This is a genomic window from Rickettsiales bacterium (assembly GCA_033762595.1).
Classification (GTDB): domain Bacteria; phylum Pseudomonadota; class Alphaproteobacteria; order Rickettsiales; family UBA8987; genus JANPLD01.
In genome coordinates, this window is the sequence record JANRLM010000055.1 from 1 (window position 1) to 19,724 (window position 19,724).

The window sequence follows — 19,724 nt, forward strand, 5'->3', positions numbered from 1 at the left end:
TAGAAAATCAAATTATAAAAAATTTTAGATAAGCGATTTAGCTAAACTTTCTAAATTAGTGGTGGTCCGTAGTGGAAAAACCTCGAACCGCTTAATTGAGGAACTTCAAAATATTGGATGGATGATTCATTGGCAAGAGAAAGATAAGCGTGATAAGGAAGAGTACATTGTTAATTCACTGACATTTCAGATTTAATCTATATATTCATGTATAATTTAACTAACTTGGACAAGATGTTATGGAAAAGAATTATGTCGCCCCATCTACAAAATTGACAGCGTTTCATTGCCCCCATTGTGGAACTAAATCATCACACACTTGGTATAATGCTTACGCTAATTCGGTAGGATCTATAGATGGCGTTCCATACATCTTACGTCTCAAAGAAATTGAACAAGTTATAAAAAATATCAAAGCAGAGCAAACTAAAGAAGTGCTGACAGACGAACAAATGCAAAAGTGGATTAAAGAAGCACAGCTCTGTGAAGCGGGTGAACTTGTCTTTGAGAGCTGTCAATACACCACCATGAGTAACAAGCTTTCCAATGTATTTTACAGTGTGTGCAAAGAAGTAAGTTGCAGAAAAGCTTCGCTTTGGATTGGTGTTAGAATTGTATATCCTTCAATATCCGTAGAAGAACAACCTAATGATGATATGCCTGAGCATATTAAAGCGATTTATAATGAAGCACGCAGCATTCATTCTCTTTCGCCGCGAGCAGCCGCTGCCTTACTCAGACTATGTTGCGAACTGCTTTGCAAATATCTCGATGCCAAAGGCAGTAACTTCAATGAGCAAATTGCCGATCTTGTTAAAAAAGGTATGGATACTAGGGTGCAGATGACATTGGATATAGTTAGGTTTACCGGAAACAGTGCAATTCATCCGGGCCAGATTGATGATTTAGATGACTTGACAACTTCTCATACCTTGTTTCTTTTGGTGAACGAAATCGTTCAAGAAATGATTTCTAAGCCAAAGCGATTAGAGAAGCTATATACGGAGCGGTTACCTGAAAAAGTACGAGAAGGCATTGCTAAAAGAGATAAGACATCCGTAGAAGCATAGTCCAACCAACAGTCAATCAATATCCTGAAATATAGATAAAAATTGGTGGAGGGAGAAGGATTCGAACCTTCGAACTCGTGAGAGGGCAGATTTACAGTCTGCTGCCATTGACCGCTCGGCCATCCCTCCATATTAAAGAAAAAAACTAGAGAATCTAATCAATTAAAAGGCGTATTAGTTTATTAGCCTTAAGCTGTCAATAGGATATTAAATATCAACTCCACCTTTTTATGACAAAGTAAAATTTGTTTGTATAATTAAGCGGTAAAAATAATACTAAAAATAAAATGAAAAATAGAATTTTTAATAAGCCTTTCAAAAAAGATTACAGCGAAAATAGAAGCGAGAAGCAAAATAATTTTAAGCAGGATTATAGGCAAAGAGCTAGTAAAAATGATGATGGCGAAAATTATCTTCTCTATGGTAAGCACCCAGTTTTGCTTGCAATTAAAAACCCTAATAGAAAAATTTTTAGAGTTTTATGCACCAAAAATTCTCTAAATTTTCTGCAGGAAAATCTTTCTGATAAAGAAATTTCTAAATTAAATATTGAAGTTTTAGATCCGCAAAAAATTGATAAATTATTTTACCTGAAAAATTCTAAGGAAGAAGTTACGCATCAAGGTTTGGTGGCTGAGGTTGAGGTTTTAAGCCAACCTTCTATTGAAGATGTTTCTGAGAATTATAATTTTATCGTAGCACTTGATAAAATTACTGACCCTCACAATGTTGGTGCAATAATTAGAAGTGCTAAAGCTTTTGGGGCGGATTGTGTTATTTCTAAAGATAAAAACTCTCCACCAGAAAATGCTACAATAGCAAAAACTTCGGCGGGGTATATTGAAAGCGTTGCTTATGCTAGGTTTTCAAGCCTTTCTAAGTCGCTAGAATATTTGAAAGAGCAGGGATTTATAATTGTTGGTTTAAGTGGCAAGGCGGAAATTTCAGTCAATAAATTTACGCAAAAAGGTAATATTTGCCTTGTGGTTGGCAGTGAAGGGAAGGGGATTAGTGAAAATATTCAAGCCTTGTGCGATTATCTGGTCAAAGTGGAAATTAGTGATGCGGTTGAAAGCCTAAATGCATCAGTCGCAACGGCAATTGCTTTGCATAGTATCAAGATAAATAATTTTTGTTGATAAAGTTGGTTTTGTTATCTTAAACTGATTTTATTTTACATTCCCTCTCCCTTTTACGGGGAAGGGTAAGGGTGGGCATTAAAATTGTTTCAAATATTAGCTTATTGCCCCCGTCTTAATCTCCCTCGCAAGCAGGGGGATAAATATACTGAGTAATTAATCAAAAAATTTAATGCAAATCGTTACTTCCAGATTAGATGAAATTGCAGGTGAGGATAAAGACCTAAAGAAGCTATTGCTTCAGTTATTTTCTGCGACATTTGAAAAATGCATCTTCAAATTAGAAAATTCTCTATTGTTAGAAGATGTAAAAAGAAAGAAGAATGAATGGCATGATGCATGTCATGAACTAAAAGGAAGTGCGTTAAATCTTGGGTTCAATGAACTTGGTGAAAGATGCAGTAAAGCTGAATTTTTTGAAGCTGATGATGATAAAAATAAATTCCTAAAAATTCTAAAAGTGATTAATCTTGAAATGAGTAAGTTGGTTGAGGCGTTTAGTTAGTTTTTATATAAAATAACTTAAATAATCAACCCTGTGGAAGTCAAGCTCTGCAATCTCGTGAAGGGTTTTAGAGTCAAGAACATTTGAAATTGAGTTGCGAACATCAATCATAATTTTTCGTATTTCGCAGGTTTTTTCATCTTTGCAATCATCGCATTTCTGATAAGCCGTAACGCTTGCACATCTTATTGGTGCGAGAGGGCCATCTATGAAGCGAATCACTGCACCAACGGAAATTTCTATCGGCTCTTTCGCAAGATAATATCCGCCAAAAATCCCTCTTTTGCTGGCAAGAATTCCGTGATTTCTTAACTCTTGCATTATAGTTTCCAGAAATTTATAAGGAATATCACACTCTTGCGAGATATTTTTTATCTGATGCAACTTATCGCTACTTCTAGCTAAAAAAATTAAAGCTCTAAGTGCATATTTGGCTTTCATTGAAAGCATAAAAGATTTTGAATTTTGTTTCTTCTATTAATCCTATCAAAATTATATAGATTAATCCATTAAAATATAATTAAAATTTTATTAATTTTGTTGCAATTAACCTTTTTTTAACTTATTATAGAAAAAAATGCCAATTTCAAATGGGGTTAATATGTCTTTAAGGAATTCAAATAATAGGGTTTTAAGTAGTTACAAACTTGCTGATATGCCTGTTGCAACAAATTCAGATGATGCTCAAAACCAACTTCCTCAGGGTGCCAGAACGCAAAATGTAGCTAAAAACTCAATAGACTTAACAGCTCTACAAAATCAAGTTAGGGAATTAACTGAAATTGTCTCTAATTTAGTTTCTAGCCTATCAAAACTAAAAGATTTAGGTTTAAGTTCTACATTTGTTGATAATCTAATTAGCAGAGTAATAAGCTCAATTAGAGATAGAATTGATGCCATAGTGGATAGAATATCAGATGCGGTTGATTCTAATCAGGGTGATTCAGTCGGTGGAAATACGAACTCTACTGGTTCAAATGATGATGCTTCAGATGATGTTTCTTCTCCAATTACAACACCCCCAACAACACCGCCAGTATTACCCCCTGCGGATTTACAACCACCTGTTGATTCAGTTGCTAACCCACCTGCACCGCCAGCACCTCCGGTTACGCCAATTGCACCTCCAGTTGATTTAGTATCAAATCCGCCTGCACCGCCAGCACCTCCTGTTACGCCACCTGCTCAGCAAGCCAATCCTGATAGTGGTATGGGTTTATTAAATGGATTATTGAATAATTCTAATTCATCAAATAGTAACTCTTCCAATGGAAGCTCATCAAGTGGAAATTCTTCTAGCGGGAATAATTCAAGTAATTCCAATGGTAATAGCTCCAGTAATGAAAGTAATTCTAACCAAAATTCAAGTCCAAATAATAATCATAAAGTTGATCCATCATTATTATCTAAATACCTTCAAAATGAAGATTATGATTATTCAATGTATGGTAATAAAGTAACTAAGAATGTTGAGGATATTCTTAAAGACTTGAAGATTGATGCTTTTTATAAAATTAGTGATCATGGTGCAACTGGTGAAGATTTAATTAATGATCCGGGTGGGTATAAATATTGGAATCCTCACGAGGAAATAAGTAATATGCATTTAGTTATAAAAATTCCTAAATTATCTGCTGGTGAAAAAGTTAAATTAGTTGATTATCAAGGTTTTAATGCACCTAGTGGCATTCCTCAAAATTTCAAATATGAAGTTATTGAATATAAAGGTTCACATTTTTTAATGATACCAAATGAGCCTGGTGGATTTTCAGATATGTTAGGAAGTGCAGCTAGTGCATTCTTAAAATTTGCCAGCACCTCAGGTAAAACTTTTGGCGTAGAAGTTGTTGGTATTGCTGCATTATGCGAAAACAGCACTTTTAGAACTCCTGATTTTACAACTATAAAATCTGATGGTGGTATTAAAGATGTTTTCTTAACATCGAATGATGCAATTCACGAGAGTGTATTGGAAGATGGTGGCTCACTAATTTCTAAAATTATTAATGTTAAATTGTATAATTTGACTGGGCAGTTTGTAAAAGATTATTCTGCCAATTCTAATTTGCCTAGTTTTTTGAAAATTTCTGCTGATAAAAAATCCTTAGAGGTTAACACTGCAAATCCTGAACTTAAAGCATTAGTTGATGCAAACGGAGGAATTGATATAAAGTTTAATCAGTCTTGTAATTTATTTTCTCACGATACTAGAACAGGGGGAGTAGTTAGAGTTATAAAAGCTGAAAATTATGATCAAATGTTTAAGTCAATCCAGAAAGGTGATAGTTCAGAATTTGTAGATACTCAAGCAAGCGTATCCGCAGATATCTTAAGCTTTGATGATGTAGAAACATCATCTGAATTGAATGAAGTTGTTTTCTCTCCTGAAGTCGTTGATTTATCTGAGTCGCAGGAATCAATGCAGGTTGAAGAAGTTTATAATCAGCAAACTTTTGATGATTGCACTAACTGCTTTGAAACTTATCAGCTTCACAATTTTGGGGATAATTATTCTTAAAACCTATCTTCTAACAGGAGCGTAGATGTTATTTCCAATCGCTGGTTGGTTATAAACTGGTGAGGTGTTTTGCATCATAACATTCGGATTAAATAATCCTGTTGGGGCATAACCTAAAGAACCATAAGGATTGCTTGGAGAGTTTTGAAAAACATTAGGGCTATAACTAACTCTTTGTGGTGTTGGTGTTCCATTACTAACTGCAAGAGGGTCACTAATAATCACTGGAACATTATTGTTTAGTCTAGATTTAACTGAATTATCCGTAACAGCAAAAACATTACCATCATCAGTTTGTTTTCCTCTTGTTGCATCATAACCAGCAACTGTTGATTTATAATCTTTCTCAACAAATTCTTGCATGCAGGCACTGCAAAGGAATATTGCAAAGAGTGATAAAATATTTACCGAAAATAATTTCATTAAAAAAGATGCAATTTAATTATAACATATCTAATTGAAATCAAACCAATCTTGGTTTATAGCACGAAAAGAGAATTTTTCAATTTTTTTCAAAAATAATATATTTATGTCTGGTAAAGTTTCGCCATTTGCTTCTGATTTTCCAGTAATACCAAATGTTTCGGGGGTTGAGTTATTTTCTGCTTGCTCTGGAATGAGGTATAAAAAAGATGATGTTTTATTCGTTCGTTTCGCAAAAAATACATCTGTTGCTGGTGTTTTTACTAAAAACTCAATGCCGGGTGAGCCTGTTGTTTGGTGTAAAAATATTCTCCATAATGGCAAGGCTTCTGCACTAGTTGTGAATTCTGGATATTCCAATGTTTTCTGCGGTGCAAAAGGCATTGAGACTATCAACAAAACTACATCAAAAATTAATGAAATTTATAATTTTCCTAAGGAAGAAATTTATATTGCATCTACTGGAATTATTGGTCAGCCTATAAATGACAAGCTTCTGCTGGAGGCCCTTGAAAGCAAGCTAAAACCTTGCGATTGGCAGAATGCCTGCGTTGCAATTAACACAACTGATACATTCAATAAGGCGATTTATAAAACCGCTAAAATTGGTGAAAGAGAGGTAAAAATTGTTGGTATTATAAAGGGTTCTGGAATGATTGCACCAGATATGGCAACAATGCTTGGGTTTATTTTCACAGATGCGAATATTCCTGCAAATATTTTGCAAGAATTAATGTCAGAAGTTACACTTGATACTTATAACTCAATCACGGTGGATAGTGATACTTCAACTTCAGATACAATCCTTGCTTTTGCTACTAATCAAGCAGGTAATGAGGAAATTGAAGATATAAATTCTAAAAATTTTTCTGATTTTAGAGAGAAATTTTTTGAGGTAAATCTTGAGCTTGCAAAACTTGTGGTGAGGGATGGCGAAGGAATTTCAAAATTCGTAACGATTGAAATTACTGGTGCAAAAGATAATAATTCTGCCAGAAAAATCGCTTTGGCGGTTGCAAATTCTCCGCTTGTGAAAACCGCGATTGCTGGGCAAGATGCAAATTGGGGCAGAATAATTGGGGCAATCGGCAAATGCGGAGAGCCAGCTAATAGAGATAAAACTTCAATCTGGATTGGGAATCTGCAGCCTGCATTAAATGGTCAGTTAAACCCAAATTATTCTGAAAAAGAAGCAAGCCTTTATATGAAAAATTCTGAAATTAACATTAAAGCTGAAATCGGTGTAGGGCAAGGAGTTGCAAAAGTTTATACAACTGATTTAACGCACGGATATATTGAAATCAACGCTGATTATAGAAGTTAAAATCTTTACTTCAAAAATAGGTAGAAAGCACCATCGCCACCGTGTTTTTTTGTTGCGGAGCAGAAGATTTAAACTAATTCGCAAATCTCTGAATTATTTATCCAATCATTAATTTCAGATTTTATAGTTTTTATAGAAAAATCCCCCTTGTTTAAGGCGTTTTCATAGGTTGATTTGCCCGTTACGATAAGCAAAAAACTAAGGTTTTTTCTCTGTGCTAGCTTCACTTTATCTATAAAATATTTGTGAGCTTGATTAATATTCATTCCGTGTAGATCAATTTTTAACTCAGGGTTTAATTTGCCAGTTTTAATTGCTGATAAATAATGTGAATTGAGAGCTTTATTAGAAGGTTTTTCCGGAGTTTTAGAATCAGAAAAAGAATTTTTGAAAAGATTATTTACTTCAATTTTCTTAAATTCATTTTTAGTTTTTTTAGAATCAGGCTGAAGATTTTTTGTTGGTAAATAAGAAACTTCATCTAGCTTTTTAGTGCTGATTTTCTTTACTGATTTAACAAAATCACTCCAGCCTTCATCTTCAAACATTAGAAGTAAAAATTAGAAATCAAAAAGAGCTGTTGAGATGTATCTTTCTGCACAAGAAGCACAAATCACAACGATTTTTTTGCCTGCATTTTCAGGACGTTTAGCAACTTCTAATGCTGCATATATAGTCGCACCAGACGAAATACCAGCAGGGATACCATCATCTTTTGAGGTATTTCTTGCGGTTTCAAAGGCCTTTTCATTTGAAACCTTAATAATTTCATCAATTAATCCGGTGTTTAGAATAGCTGGCACGAAGCCTGCACCGATACCTTGAATTTTGTGAGGGCCAGCCTGACCGCCTGATAAAACTGGGGAATCCTCTGGCTCAACCGCTATAATTTTTACAGAAGGTTTTTTTGATTTTAGCACTTCTGCTGTTCCTGTAAGTGTTCCGCCAGTTCCAACGCCACAGATGAAAATATCAACTTCACCTTTTGTGTCATTCCAAACTTCATTTGCGGTTGTGTTGCGGTGGATTAATGGGTTTGAAGGGTTTTCAAATTGTTGCAACATCACTGCATTTTTGTTATTTGCAACAATCTCTTGAGCTTTAGCAATCGCACCTTTCATACCTTTTGCCGCTTCTGTTAGCTCAAGTTCAGCCCCAAGAATTTTAAGCATTTTCCTGCGTTCAATACTCATAGACTCAGGCATAGTGAGTATTAATTTATAACCCTTAGCAGCTGCTATAAATGCAAGTGCTATACCTGTGTTGCCAGAAGTTGGCTCAACTAAAATAGAATCTTTTTTAAGTTTTCCAGTCTTTTCAGCATCTTCAATCATTGAAAGGGCTAGCCTATCTTTTACTGATGAAAGTGGATTAAAAAATTCTAACTTTGCGAAAATTTCAGCTTTTGCACCAGCTTTTTCAGCAGTTTTATTTAGTTTAACAAGCGGGGTATCACCAATAGTTTCAATAATATTATTATAAATTTTACCCCTCCCTTTAGTTGTGAAAGGTAGATTTGAGTTAGAAATTTTAGCTGTAGCTTGGGTCATAGAATGTTTTTAAGTTGTTTTTCATAAATCAATATAATCTCTATTTTTATAAAATAAAGGGCGATGATTGTTTTAATCTTCTTTGCTAAAATGTATCAAAATGGCTCAGTTGGTTTTTGTGGTTACAGCTAACCTATTAATAAATAACGATATTATTTTTGGCATAAGCCTTGCTTTATATGGTTATATAAAGAAAATTATAAATATATGAAAATAATTTCTGAAAATACTGAAAAGATTATTTTAACTAATCTTAATGAGATTTCTAAAGATGTATTTGGTTGGCGTGCTGTTCATATTAAAACTTCAATAAACACAGAAAATCATAAAGAAAATGCAAGAAAAACTTTAGAAAGCCTTACAAAAATTTTCTCTAGTGTTGAAGCTCAAATTTATCTTTTTAGTGATTATGAAATTATCTGCTTTTATAAAGGAATAATTATCACAAAAATTAATGATAACATTGTTCAATCTCTAAGAAATATCAACCCTGAGTTATCTTTCAATGATGCATCAAAACTAGTAAATTTCTACGATTTAGAAAAAAATTCACTGATAATAAAATCCATAGTCAATAAAAAAATCCAAATTAATCAGCTTGAAGCGGAAGTTGTAGCTGTGAATGCAAAAGAAGAGCAAATTGTTGATTTCTCAAATGTAAATGAGTTTGATGCAGAGCTTATAAAAACCATTCAATCAAGAAGGAATAAATCAAATCAGCTAAAAATATTACTGGTTGAAGATGATGCGTTTTCTCGTCGTTTGGTAAAAAATATTTTGCAAAAAGAATATGAAGTGATTGAAGCAGAAAACGCTAAAGATGCTTATTTCAAATATATCAACTTCGCACCTCACATTGTTTTTATGGATATCAACCTGCCGGATTGCTCAGGAATGAAGCTTTTGGATAGTTTTAACAATATTGATAATGATTCTTTTGTGGTGATGTTAAGTGGTAATGCTTACAAGGAGAATATTGTAAATTCCGTTCAAAAAGGTGCAAAAGGCTTTGTTGCTAAGCCTTTTCCAAAGGAAAAAATCTTCGGATATTTAGAAAAATATAAGGTAACCAACAATTAATTTTATGTTTGAACTTCTTGATAATAACTCAAAATCTTCAATTTTTTATAATCAGGTTTTGAACAAAATATTAAACGGAATTGTTATAATTGATAACAAGGGAAATATTGCAAATTATAATAATTTCGCAGAGAGAATTTTTGGCTTTTCAAGAGATGATGTTCTTGGAAACCAAGCCTCAATGCTCTTTACAAAAGAAAGTGCAAATCTGTTAGAAACTTATCTTAATTTATATCTCAATTTTGGAAATTCGGAAGAAGAAGGCGATATTGGCTTTGAATCTGAATTAAATGGTGTTACTAAAGATGGAAAAAACATCAAAGTTAAAGTTGGTATTAATAAAATTGATATCGAAGGCGTTAGGAAATTAGTTTGCATTATTGATGATGTTACTGAAAATAGAAAAGAGCAGGAAAACCTTCTAAAAGCTAAGCAGGAAGCCGAGGCTGCGAATAGAGCGAAATCTGATTTCTTAGCTAATATGAGCCACGAGCTTAGAACGCCTATGAATGGAATAATGGGCTTAACTGAGTTGATACTTGATACAGAGCTTACGAATGAGCAAAAAGAATTTGTAAAATTAATCTATAGTTCAAGCGATAATTTGCTGAATATATTAAATGATATTCTTGATTTATCTAAGATTGAAGCCGGTATGATGGAAGTTGAGGAAGTGCCATTTGATATTACAAAAGCCTTAAGTGATTTGTGTAAATTATATACTCCAGTTGCTAAAGATAAAGGTTTGTGTGAGCTTAAAGTTCAATATTTTTCAGATATTCCGCAGGCTGTAATGGGCGATTATTCTAAGTTTTCTCAGATAGTTAGAAATTTATTATCAAACGCGATCAAATTTACTGAAAAAGGCGGGGTTGAAATTATTGCGGAAGCGAATGAAAATAAAATTAAAATTTCCGTTTTTGATACTGGAATTGGTATTCCAGCGGAAAGAATAGAAAAAATCTTTGATAAATTTACCCAAGCAGATAATTCAACTACTAGAAAATATGGTGGAACAGGCTTGGGGCTAGCAATAGTTAAGGAATATGTTAATATGCTTGGCGGGCAAATTGGCGTTAATAGCCAAGTTAATTATGGCTCAGAATTTTGGTTTGAAATTCCGATAAAAATTGTTTCTGAAACGCCTATAAATTCTAAAAAAATTGGCACAAATAATTTTAGTAATTTTGATAGAAAATCAAAAATATTAGTAGTTGATGACCACCCAGTTAATAGGCTTTTTGCGAAAAAATTACTCTCTAAAATGGGCTTCACAGATATTGATATGGCAGAAGACGGAATGCAAGCCATAGAAAAAGTAAATGAGAATGAATATTTTATTGTGTTTATGGATTGCCAAATGCCAAATTTAGATGGCTATCAATCAACTAAGTTAATTCGTGAGATGGAGAAAAGCAAAAATTCTCACCTAAATATTATTGCAATGACCGCCAATGCAATGAATGGTGATCGCGAAAAATGCTTAAAAGCTGGCATGGATGAATATATTTCCAAGCCAATTAAGAGTAATAAATTGCTTGATGTGCTTAGTAAATTTGTGGATATTGACTTAGGCGTAACTTCAGTGCAATCGCCAAATCACGCTAATAACAATGATCCTGTTGACTTAAACCACCTTAGTTTATTTACTGATGGCGATAAAAAAGAGGAGAGAGAATTAACCTCGCTTTTCTTTGAGCAAGCAAAATTATCAATTACCTCACTTGCTGAAGCCTTAGCCTATGATAACCTTGATGAATGGAGAGATGCAGCCCATAAATTAAAAGGTGCATCAGCTAATTTTGGGGCAAATAATTTGAGTAATATCGCATTAGATGCAGAAAAATTTTTCTCAGAATCCCCAGAGAAAAAGCGAGAATTTTATAGCCTTATCATTTCTGAAATTGAAAAAGTTTCCAAATTTATGAATTATAATATTGATTTGGATTATGCAAAAATTTCGGCATAACCGCTAATTGTCACCCCGCATTTATTGCGGGGTTAAACACAAAACAAGCTCAAAACTTAGGTCTGGAAATACTTTCAACAATTAACCCCGCAGTAAATGCGAGGTTACACTTTAATAGGAAAAATAACAAATAATTTAATAATATTTATGCTTAGCAATCAATCCCAATTATTACTCTAAAATTTATAATGCGGGATAATTATTTTTGTGTTATTAGTGTTTAATTAATTTGATAAAATTTAACCTAAATAACTTATTTTATGAAAAAAATCTTTGCATTAATCTCTTTGATTTCTCTTACAATTATATCTTCCTATTCTTACTCGCAAAATGCTGGGCAAGGGCAAATTGCAATTCAAGATTTTCGCAATGCGAAACAGAATCTTAGGGAGGAAAGGAATACTGCCGTTCAAGGTATTAATTCCCAAATTAAAGATACTAAGCAAGAATTTAGAAATAATATCCAAAATGCTGAAACTCCAGAAGCTAAAAGAGAGTTAGTTAAGCAAAGAAATGACGCAGTTAGAAATCTTAAAAACGAAAGGGCTGGTATTAAGAGAGATTTTCGCCAAGATAGAAGAGATTTAAGGCAACAAACTAGGTAAACACTAGGTGGAATTAAAAAAGTTAGAATGCAATAATATGAAATTTTTTTATACATTATTTCTGGCGGTTATTTCTCTTTACTCATCTGAGGCTTTTTCTCAATTTCAAAATGATATAGGGGAAAATAGGCTCACAATTCCAGATGAAAGAAGGGAAACAATTCAGCAATATCAGGCTAGAATTCGCTCCGAGAGGCTTGCTGAGGGTTATTTGAATAGGAATAATAACGACAATAACAATAATCAAAAGGTTAATCCATTTCAGGTTCAGCCTCAAAATATCCAGAATAAACTTCCTTCAGTTGATGTTGATGGTGCTACTACAACAATCAAACAATCAGTTGAAGATAGAGCTAAAGAGTTAAAAAGCCTCACCGATGATGGCATAAATAAAATGAAAAATTTATTGAATAATTAATTGCTGATTTCTCAAATCTCTTTATAAATTTTCTGCAATATTATTCATAAAATATGAAACTTTCTAGATTTCTCCTACCAATATTAAAAGAAGATCCGCGTGAGGCACAAATTGTTTCCCATCGCCTAATGCTTAGAAGCGGTATGATTCGCCAGCTTGCGAGTGGTATATATAATTGGCTTCCACTCGGGCTTCGTGTTCTAAATAATATCTCAAATATTGTTCGTGAGGAAATGAACAGGGCAGGGGCTTTGGAAGTTCTTATGCCCACAATGCAACCCGCAGAACTCTGGGAGGAATCAGGCCGTGGCAGTTATGGTGCGGAAACATTAGTTGCAATAGATAGGCACGAGAAAAAACTCATTTATGGCCCTACAAATGAAGAAGTTATAACCGATATTTTCCGCAATAATGTTAAATCTTATAAAGATTTACCGATAAATATGTATCACATTCAGTGGAAATTTCGTGATGAAATCCGCCCTAGATTTGGCGTTATGCGTGGCAGAGAATTTCTTATGAAAGATTCCTACAGCTTTGATATTGATGAGGAATCCGCAATAAAATCTTACAATTTAATGTTTGAAACTTACCTCAGGATTTTCAAACGATTGGGGCTGAAAGCAATTCCATTTCGTGCGGAAACTGGGCAAATCGGCGGTGATTTAAGCCACGAATTCCAAATCATTGCGGATACTGGCGAGAGCCAAATTTTTTATGATGCCGATTATGAAAAATCTTTTGAGGGCGAAAATATTGATATTGAAAAAATAAAATCTCTATACGCTCGTGCTGATGAAATGCACGACCCTGCAAATTGCCCAATCCCTGCAGAAAAACTCAAAACCGCAAGGGGTATTGAAGTTGGGCATATTTTCTATTTAGGTGAAAAATATTCCGCTGCACTTGGTGCGAAAGTTCAAGATAAAAACGGGCAGAATGTAATTGTGAAAATGGGCTGTTATGGAATTGGGGTTTCTCGCCTGATTGGCTCTATCATTGAAGCTTATCACGATGAAAAAGGAATTATCTGGCCTGATGCAGTTGCACCTTTCAAAATAATTCTCATTAATCTTCGCCCTGCAGATGCAGAGTGCAGCAAAGTTTGCGAGCAATTATACTCTGAAATCCAATCGCAAAAAATTGAAGTTTTATATGATGACACAGATAACTCCGCAGGTGCAAAATTCGCAACCGCTGAGTTAATTGGTATCCCTTACCACATTGTAATTGGCCCTAAAGGCGTGAAAGAAGGCAATGCAGAAATTACAATCCGCAGAACTGGTGAGAAGAAATCAATCCCAATTTCTTCGGTTGCTGAGTGGGTTAAAGAAATTTTAGGCAGTAATTAATAAGCATAGATTTTTGATTATTAGCCTCAGAGTATCACCCCGCATTTATTTATAAACCAATTCTTAATATAATTTATTACACTATGAAAAACTCTACAAAAATAATAATTATAACCGCAACGCTTGGGCTTATAGCCTTAAATCATTTTTACAATGAAGAAGATAAGCACGAAAAAATTATCTTGAAAAAAGCTAAATCAATTAAGAATTACGCTGATTTTGACTCTGAAAATGCTTATGGTGGCTTAACTGAAAATATTGCGGACTCTCAAGATGTTGAAACAACTGGTGAGGCTTTAATTGGTGGAGATTTTGAACTTACCGATCAAAATGGAAATAAATTCACGCAGGAAAATTTAAAAGACAAATATTCACTTGTTTATTTTGGCTTTACCCACTGCCCAATGATATGCCCTACTGCACTAAGCTCAATTTCATTGACTATGGAAAAGCTTGGGCAAGAAGCGGAAAAATTTCAACCGGTTTTCATCACAACTGATCCTGAGAGGGATACTCAAGAAAGGCTTAAAGAATATTTAGTGAATTTTAACAGTAATATAATTGGTTTAACTGGAAGCGAAAAGGAATTAGAAAAAGCAAAAAAAGCTTACAAAGTTTATGCTGAAAAATCAGGCATCACTAAAGATGGAGGCTATGATATGAATCACTCCTCAATAATTTATGTGATGAACAAGCAAGGGAAATATATCTCTCACTTCACTCACGCTAGCCCTGTTGATGAAATTATTTCAAAGTTGAAAACTATAAAATGAATAATCATTAAATCTAGCCTTATCTTAATTCTAAAGTTATTTAATAAAAATATAAATTATGCGAACAGAATGGCGATATTAACCATTTATTAACTTTTTAGTGGTAATATGTCTTAACTAACGAAAAGCTTCATATGAAGCAAATAGAATTACAAAGGCAATTACAAAATGTAGAAGTTGTAAATACCAATCTCTATAAGTGGCGGGATTTAATAGATGTTTCGGAGTTTCCAGAAAAGGAGTTACCAAAAGAATTTATTAAGCATTCTAGCGAGTTATATCCAAGTGGCACTCTGCCATTCCGGCATACCGAAAGAGGTTTACTTGAATATGAACTTGATAAAATTGAAAAAAATGGTGTTGGTCAGGAGTTATTAGCAGGTTTAAGTAAATCAATTCCTGAAATTTCTTATACAGGAAAGATAAAGTTAAAAAGCAATCAAAAAAGCTCTTCAAATTTAGAAAATGAGAATGAGCCAATTTTAAGCATCTCTATATTCAGTGAAATTGGTGAGCCTTTAGATATGAAAATTATTCATGAGCTTGCTCACATGAACTATGATTCTTATTTGAAAAGAATGAAAATTGATCCTTTTAGATCAAAAAATAGCGATGCTATATATAATGCTAATAAAAAATTCCAGCTTGAAGAATACTATGAAAGTAATAAGGATAACCCTAATATAGTTTCTACAATTGAAGATGCTAAACAGAAAGTAACTGCGGTATGGAAGAAGTATAGTTATGAAACAGAAGAATTTAGATCGAAACATTTTTCTGAAATTTATAAAGGTCAACTAAAAAAGGATGTTTTAAGTCTAATTGCACCGCACACTCTTGATTCTGACAAGCATTTACTAAAAGAGCTGGAAAAGGATGACATAACTTATAAAGAATTTTTTCAAACACTTAAAAAGATAGAAGGAGGCTTAGAATCTAAAAATAATGATTTAGAAAATGCAGTAGAGAGGGATTTATCATATTATAGTGATTTTGTTATTGCTGGTAATATGATAATTAGGGAAATACAAAATACTAAAGATGGTAAATATCTTCAAGATAAGATAAATCAAGAAAAAGAAAAAATTTTCCTAGATCTTAGCGATAAATTATATGAAATAGATCCTCAGTTCCACAAAGCTTATTATGTTAAGAGGAATTTTGATCTTGACCTTTACTCTTTAAAAGCTCGTATAATGGATTCTATTTCAGAATCAAATGCAGTAGATGTAGAGACATTATATCTAAAATCTAAAGGACATGATGCCATTAGAACTTCTTATGCAACTCATGCAAATAATTCTCTTCATGGTCCCTCTAATGTGGGTGATGGCAAACATTATATAATTTATTCAGACAATTTTTCTAAGTATTTTAGAAGATCTACACATGCAGAAATGCAATATGAAGGAGGTAAAAAGGCTGTTTTTAGAAAACAGATGTCTCAATATTGGGATGAAGTATATAATCAAAATTCCTCTGGAGAAAGCAGAGATGAAATTCTTAATATATCAAGGGAATTAATTGATGAAATAGCTAAAGATGGCATTGTTACTCATGAAGAAAAAAAACAATTATTTGAATTGAAAGAGTCTTTAAGGAAAAAATATAAAATAAATTTAGAAATTGATGAAAAGGTAAATTCAATATCAATAGAAGGTTTTTATAGAAGGGAAGATATTGCATTTGAAACAGATCCAAATAAAATAATAATGGGTGGTAAGGCGGGAGATTTTATTCAAAAGTTAAAAGAGTATAATCTAGATGGAATAAGCGAGGTTGAAAGTAAGGAATTAATAGATATAGCTAAAGATTTGAATAAAGGTGAAAATATAGATGGATTTAAAGCTTTACAAGCAACATCAGAGATTTTAGGAGCTAACGGCATTTCTAAAGCTGATATTGATTTTTTAAAAAAATTAGGTGAGTCTTTATCAAAAGCTAATGTGGAAGTAAAAACTTCAAAAAACAATCGTGAACAAGATAATGGTGTGGAAATAATTATATCATCTCCAAGCGGAAAAAAACAAAAAAAAATGGAATTTGGAATTGAATAAATTCTCAAGAAAAAAATCTAAAACTACTTTTTTTTACTAAGGCAATGGCTTTCCTAAAATTAAAAAAAATGCTCACTTAATCTTCCTAATTAATCAAACATTAAACAATAGTTGGGTTTGGTACATCGCCATAAACTTCTAGCGGGTCAAAAGTTTTTGCATCTTCACGATAAATAAGTGCTTCGCCATTCTTTCTATCATCAGCAGTAGGAATAGAGCGATAAAAGCAAGAGCGATAGCCAACGTGGCAACTAGCTTCCTGCCCAACTAACTCAACTTGAAGCCAAACTGCATCTTGGTCATCATCAATTCGTAAATCAACCACTTTTTGAATGAAGCCTGAATTTGCCCCTTTATGCCAGAGGATTTTTCTACTTCTGCTCCAATAATGGGCTTCACCGCTTGTGATGGTTTTTTCTAACGCTTCAGCGTTCATATAGCCAAGCATAAGCACTTCACCAGTTTTGGCGGAAGTTGTAACGCACGGCATCAAGCCATGTTCATCAAATTTTGGTGCAAGCTCATTGCCTTCTTCAACTTGCTCAACTGAAATTCTTTTTTTGAATAAAGTTTCACTCATAAAAAAATAGATGCTGTAATAATAATAAAATTTGAGTTTTTATTTTGCTGAGAATTAAATATAGTATAATCTTTTTGAGTCAATGATAGTTTGGGGGTTAGGGATTGGGCTTAATTTACCCAACTACTAACAACCAACTACTAAAAACCAAATTAATGGCGGAAGCAAAACAAATAGAGCTTGAGGATCAGGGTTTTATTTCAAGATATTTGAATCTTGGAAAATATACTGATGTTATATTCGCACTTGGGATTTTTAGCGTTCTTTTGGTGATGCTTTTTCCTGTGCCGGTTTTCTTTTTAGATTTTTTGCTTTCGGTATCAGTGGTTTTTTCAATTTTGATATTACTAAATGTATTATTCATTCAAAAACCGCTTGAATTCAGCACTTTTCCAACAATCTTATTAATATCTGCACTGCTTAGGTTATCGCTAAATATCGCAACCACTAGAACAATTCTCTCTGAGGGGCATATGGGGCCGGATGCCGCAGGGGCTGTAATTCACGCTTTTGGAACTTTAGTTACTGGAAATAATATCGTAATTGGTGCGATAGTTTTTATCATTCTAACTATCATTAATTTTGTAGTGATAACTAAAGGTTCTGGCAGGATTGCTGAGGTTTCCGCAAGGTTCAGCTTAGATGCGATGCCGGGTAAGCAAATGGCGATTGATGCCGATTTATCAGCAGGGCTTATTGATGAGGCAACCGCTAGAAAACGCCGTAAAGAAACCCAAGATGAATCAACCTTCTATGGTGCTATGGATGGTGCTAGTAAATTCGTGCGAGGTGATGCTATTGCTGGCATTCTAATCACTTTTATAAATTTTCTTGGCGGAATAATTATTGGTGTAGTGCAGAGGGATTTAGACTTTGCAACCAGTGCTTCAATTTATACAACGCTTACTATCGGTGACGGTTTAGTTTCGCAAATTCCAGCCCTAATTGTTTCAACAGGTGCGGGTTTGCTTGTTACGAAATCAGGGGTTATTGGCTCATCAGATAAAGCATTTTTTGGTCAACTCGGAAGGTTTCCAAGGGTGATGTGGGTGGTTTGTGGTATTTCATTTTTGCTTGCAGTTATTCCGGGTTTGCCAGCTTTTCCGTTCTTAATTCTCTCAGCAATGACAGGTTTGCTTGGCTATCAACTTGGCAAAAACCCTATTCAAGATGAAGATGCAAAGAATTTTGAGAAAGAACAAAAAGATTTAGAGGAGAAAAAGAAAAAGGAAGAAGAAGCCCAAAAGCCTGAAAGAGAGCTTGAAAGAGCGTTAAAGATTGATTTAATCACTTTAGAACTAGGCTATGGTTTGCTTTCGCTAATTAATTATACTAAGGGGCAGAAACTTACTGATCAAGTTAAGGCACTTAGAACGCAAATCGCTCGTGAGCTTGGTTTTGTTATGCCTTCAGTGCGTATTCAAGATAATATGCAACTCCCAGCAAATGATTATGTTATCAAAGTTAAGGAGCTTGAATGTGGAAAAGGCTCATTAATGCCAGATATGCTTCTTGTTATGAACCCAAGCGGTGGCCGAATTGATGTTCTTGGTATTGATACTAAAGAGCCAACTTTCGGCCTGCCCGCTAAATGGATTGAAGACGCAAAGAGAGAGGAAGCGAGCTTCAAAGGCTATACAATTGTTCAACCGCCAACCATTATTACAACACATTTAACTGAAGTTATTAAAGATAACATTGCAGAATTACTCTCATTTGCGGAAACTAAAAAACTTATTGATGGCGTTGATGAGGAGCATAAGAAATTAGTTGATGATGTGATTCCTAGTAAAATCTCTATCGGAATACTGCAAAAAGTTCTTCAAAGGCTTCTTTCAGAGGGGATTTCAATTAGGGATTTGCCTACAATTTTAGAGGCTTTATCTGAAGGTGCGAGGATTTCCCAAAGCCCGCTTATCCTTACAGAGCTTGCAAGGGCAAGGCTTGCAAGGCAAATTTCTAATCAATATCTCAATAATAAGAATGAATTATTGGTTTTAACTCTTTCGCCAGCTTTGGAGCAACAATTCGCTGAAAGCCTTATAGGAAGCGGTGAAGAAAAGCAACTCGCTATGGCACCTACAAAATTGCAGGAATTTATAACTAAAGCAAAAACTCAGCTAGATAGTTTTTCTCTTAAAGGTCAGAATGCCTGCCTTCTAGTAACTCCTGCAATCCGCCCTTATGTTAGGGCTGTGATTGATAGATTCCGCCCACAAACCCCAGTAATCTCTCAAAATGAGATTTTTTCAAAAATAAAAATCACATCACTCGGGCAGGTGGGTTAGTTTCTAGAGTGTTTATATCGGCGTTTTACCCTCTCCCCTCTTATAAGGGGAGAGGGTAGGGTGAGGGGATCGG

The 19,724-nt window shown here is 34.0% G+C and carries 18 protein-coding genes and 1 tRNA gene; 13 read left to right on the top strand and 6 right to left on the bottom strand.

Translation table 11 applies throughout. The annotated features are described in order from the left end of the window. Positions 1-239: 239 nt before the first annotated feature. The gene (locus SFT90_04210) at positions 240-1,070 is read left to right on the top strand and encodes a DUF4145 domain-containing protein (GenBank protein MDX1949686.1); all 831 of its coding nucleotides are present in this window, start codon (positions 240-242) and stop codon (positions 1,068-1,070) included. Positions 1,071-1,113: 43 nt separating this feature from the next. Here the strand turns inward: SFT90_04210 and SFT90_04215 are convergent. Beyond that, positions 1,114-1,199: transfer RNA gene (locus SFT90_04215), tRNA-Tyr, on the bottom strand. 158 nt (positions 1,200-1,357) lie between these two features. Here SFT90_04215 and rlmB point away from each other — a divergent pair. Then, on the top strand, positions 1,358-2,209 hold the full coding sequence (rlmB, locus tag SFT90_04220) for a 23S rRNA (guanosine(2251)-2'-O)-methyltransferase RlmB (protein ID MDX1949687.1): 852 nt from the start codon (positions 1,358-1,360) through the stop codon (positions 2,207-2,209). 172 nt (positions 2,210-2,381) lie between these two features. Further along, complete coding sequence (locus SFT90_04225; protein MDX1949688.1) at positions 2,382-2,714, top strand: Hpt domain-containing protein; 333 nt, start codon at positions 2,382-2,384, stop codon at positions 2,712-2,714. Between the two features lie 3 nt (positions 2,715-2,717). Here SFT90_04225 and SFT90_04230 read toward each other — a convergent pair whose 3' ends face one another. Next, entirely contained in the window at positions 2,718-3,164 is a 447-nt protein-coding gene (locus SFT90_04230) for an Rrf2 family transcriptional regulator (protein MDX1949689.1), read from the bottom strand. Between the two features lie 127 nt (positions 3,165-3,291). Between SFT90_04230 and SFT90_04235 the strand changes: the two genes are divergently transcribed. Continuing rightward, on the top strand, positions 3,292-5,232 hold the full coding sequence (locus tag SFT90_04235; protein ID MDX1949690.1) for a hypothetical protein: 1,941 nt from the start codon (positions 3,292-3,294) through the stop codon (positions 5,230-5,232). 3 nt (positions 5,233-5,235) lie between these two features. Here SFT90_04235 and SFT90_04240 read toward each other — a convergent pair whose 3' ends face one another. Further along, entirely contained in the window at positions 5,236-5,655 is a 420-nt protein-coding gene (locus tag SFT90_04240; GenBank protein MDX1949691.1) for a hypothetical protein, read from the bottom strand. A gap of 106 nt (positions 5,656-5,761) precedes the next feature. Here SFT90_04240 and argJ point away from each other — a divergent pair, with 106 nt between their 5' ends. Continuing rightward, entirely contained in the window at positions 5,762-6,979 is a 1,218-nt protein-coding gene (gene argJ / locus SFT90_04245) for a bifunctional glutamate N-acetyltransferase/amino-acid acetyltransferase ArgJ (protein MDX1949692.1), read from the top strand. A gap of 68 nt (positions 6,980-7,047) precedes the next feature. Here argJ and SFT90_04250 read toward each other — a convergent pair whose 3' ends face one another. Then, on the bottom strand, positions 7,048-7,527 hold the full coding sequence (locus SFT90_04250) for a Smr/MutS family protein (GenBank protein ID MDX1949693.1): 480 nt from the start codon (positions 7,525-7,527) through the stop codon (positions 7,048-7,050). Positions 7,528-7,539: 12 nt separating this feature from the next. Next, entirely contained in the window at positions 7,540-8,529 is a 990-nt protein-coding gene (gene cysK / locus SFT90_04255; protein ID MDX1949694.1) for a cysteine synthase A, read from the bottom strand. Positions 8,530-8,736: 207 nt separating this feature from the next. On the opposite strand from cysK, the gene SFT90_04260 reads away from it, so the two are divergent. From SFT90_04260 to SFT90_04290, 7 genes are all read left to right on the top strand, one after another. Then, a complete protein-coding gene (locus SFT90_04260) occupies positions 8,737-9,609 on the top strand; it encodes a response regulator (GenBank protein ID MDX1949695.1) in 873 nt (290 codons plus the stop codon). A gap of 4 nt (positions 9,610-9,613) precedes the next feature. Then, a complete protein-coding gene (locus SFT90_04265; GenBank protein ID MDX1949696.1) occupies positions 9,614-11,578 on the top strand; it encodes an ATP-binding protein in 1,965 nt (654 codons plus the stop codon). Between the two features lie 260 nt (positions 11,579-11,838). Further along, positions 11,839-12,183 (top strand): hypothetical protein, encoded by a 345-nt coding sequence (locus SFT90_04270; GenBank protein ID MDX1949697.1) that lies wholly within the window; start codon positions 11,839-11,841, stop codon positions 12,181-12,183. Positions 12,184-12,220: 37 nt separating this feature from the next. Beyond that, the gene (locus SFT90_04275) at positions 12,221-12,601 is read left to right on the top strand and encodes a hypothetical protein (protein MDX1949698.1); all 381 of its coding nucleotides are present in this window, start codon (positions 12,221-12,223) and stop codon (positions 12,599-12,601) included. A gap of 53 nt (positions 12,602-12,654) precedes the next feature. Next, complete coding sequence (locus SFT90_04280; GenBank protein MDX1949699.1) at positions 12,655-13,953, top strand: proline--tRNA ligase; 1,299 nt, start codon at positions 12,655-12,657, stop codon at positions 13,951-13,953. Positions 13,954-14,036: 83 nt separating this feature from the next. Beyond that, on the top strand, positions 14,037-14,726 hold the full coding sequence (locus SFT90_04285) for an SCO family protein (GenBank protein ID MDX1949700.1): 690 nt from the start codon (positions 14,037-14,039) through the stop codon (positions 14,724-14,726). Positions 14,727-14,860: 134 nt separating this feature from the next. Beyond that, on the top strand, positions 14,861-16,783 hold the full coding sequence (locus SFT90_04290) for a hypothetical protein (protein ID MDX1949701.1): 1,923 nt from the start codon (positions 14,861-14,863) through the stop codon (positions 16,781-16,783). A gap of 100 nt (positions 16,784-16,883) precedes the next feature. Here SFT90_04290 and hisI read toward each other — a convergent pair whose 3' ends face one another. Then, positions 16,884-17,363, bottom strand: coding sequence for a phosphoribosyl-AMP cyclohydrolase (gene hisI / locus SFT90_04295; protein MDX1949702.1), 480 nt, complete (start codon positions 17,361-17,363; stop codon positions 16,884-16,886). Positions 17,364-17,518: 155 nt separating this feature from the next. On the opposite strand from hisI, the gene flhA reads away from it, so the two are divergent. After that, the gene (flhA, locus tag SFT90_04300) at positions 17,519-19,651 is read left to right on the top strand and encodes a flagellar biosynthesis protein FlhA (protein MDX1949703.1); all 2,133 of its coding nucleotides are present in this window, start codon (positions 17,519-17,521) and stop codon (positions 19,649-19,651) included. The last annotated feature ends 73 nt before the right edge of the window (positions 19,652-19,724 follow it).

Coding starts and splice junctions, on each gene's coding strand:
- SFT90_04265 (MDX1949696.1), top strand. CDS start 9,614: ATGTTTGAACTTCTTGATAATAACTCAAAATCTTCAATTTTTTATAAT.
- SFT90_04225 (MDX1949688.1), top strand. CDS start 2,382: ATGCAAATCGTTACTTCCAGATTAGATGAAATTGCAGGTGAGGATAAA.
- SFT90_04240 (MDX1949691.1), bottom strand. CDS start 5,655: ATGAAATTATTTTCGGTAAATATTTTATCACTCTTTGCAATATTCCTT.
- SFT90_04290 (MDX1949701.1), top strand. CDS start 14,861: ATGAAGCAAATAGAATTACAAAGGCAATTACAAAATGTAGAAGTTGTA.
- SFT90_04250 (MDX1949693.1), bottom strand. CDS start 7,527: ATGTTTGAAGATGAAGGCTGGAGTGATTTTGTTAAATCAGTAAAGAAA.
- SFT90_04260 (MDX1949695.1), top strand. CDS start 8,737: ATGAAAATAATTTCTGAAAATACTGAAAAGATTATTTTAACTAATCTT.
- argJ (MDX1949692.1), top strand. CDS start 5,762: ATGTCTGGTAAAGTTTCGCCATTTGCTTCTGATTTTCCAGTAATACCA.
- SFT90_04285 (MDX1949700.1), top strand. CDS start 14,037: ATGAAAAACTCTACAAAAATAATAATTATAACCGCAACGCTTGGGCTT.
- SFT90_04210 (MDX1949686.1), top strand. CDS start 240: ATGGAAAAGAATTATGTCGCCCCATCTACAAAATTGACAGCGTTTCAT.
- SFT90_04270 (MDX1949697.1), top strand. CDS start 11,839: ATGAAAAAAATCTTTGCATTAATCTCTTTGATTTCTCTTACAATTATA.
- cysK (MDX1949694.1), bottom strand. CDS start 8,529: ATGACCCAAGCTACAGCTAAAATTTCTAACTCAAATCTACCTTTCACA.
- hisI (MDX1949702.1), bottom strand. CDS start 17,363: ATGAGTGAAACTTTATTCAAAAAAAGAATTTCAGTTGAGCAAGTTGAA.
- SFT90_04275 (MDX1949698.1), top strand. CDS start 12,221: ATGAAATTTTTTTATACATTATTTCTGGCGGTTATTTCTCTTTACTCA.
- flhA (MDX1949703.1), top strand. CDS start 17,519: ATGGCGGAAGCAAAACAAATAGAGCTTGAGGATCAGGGTTTTATTTCA.
- rlmB (MDX1949687.1), top strand. CDS start 1,358: ATGAAAAATAGAATTTTTAATAAGCCTTTCAAAAAAGATTACAGCGAA.
- SFT90_04230 (MDX1949689.1), bottom strand. CDS start 3,164: ATGCTTTCAATGAAAGCCAAATATGCACTTAGAGCTTTAATTTTTTTA.
- SFT90_04235 (MDX1949690.1), top strand. CDS start 3,292: ATGCCAATTTCAAATGGGGTTAATATGTCTTTAAGGAATTCAAATAAT.
- SFT90_04280 (MDX1949699.1), top strand. CDS start 12,655: ATGAAACTTTCTAGATTTCTCCTACCAATATTAAAAGAAGATCCGCGT.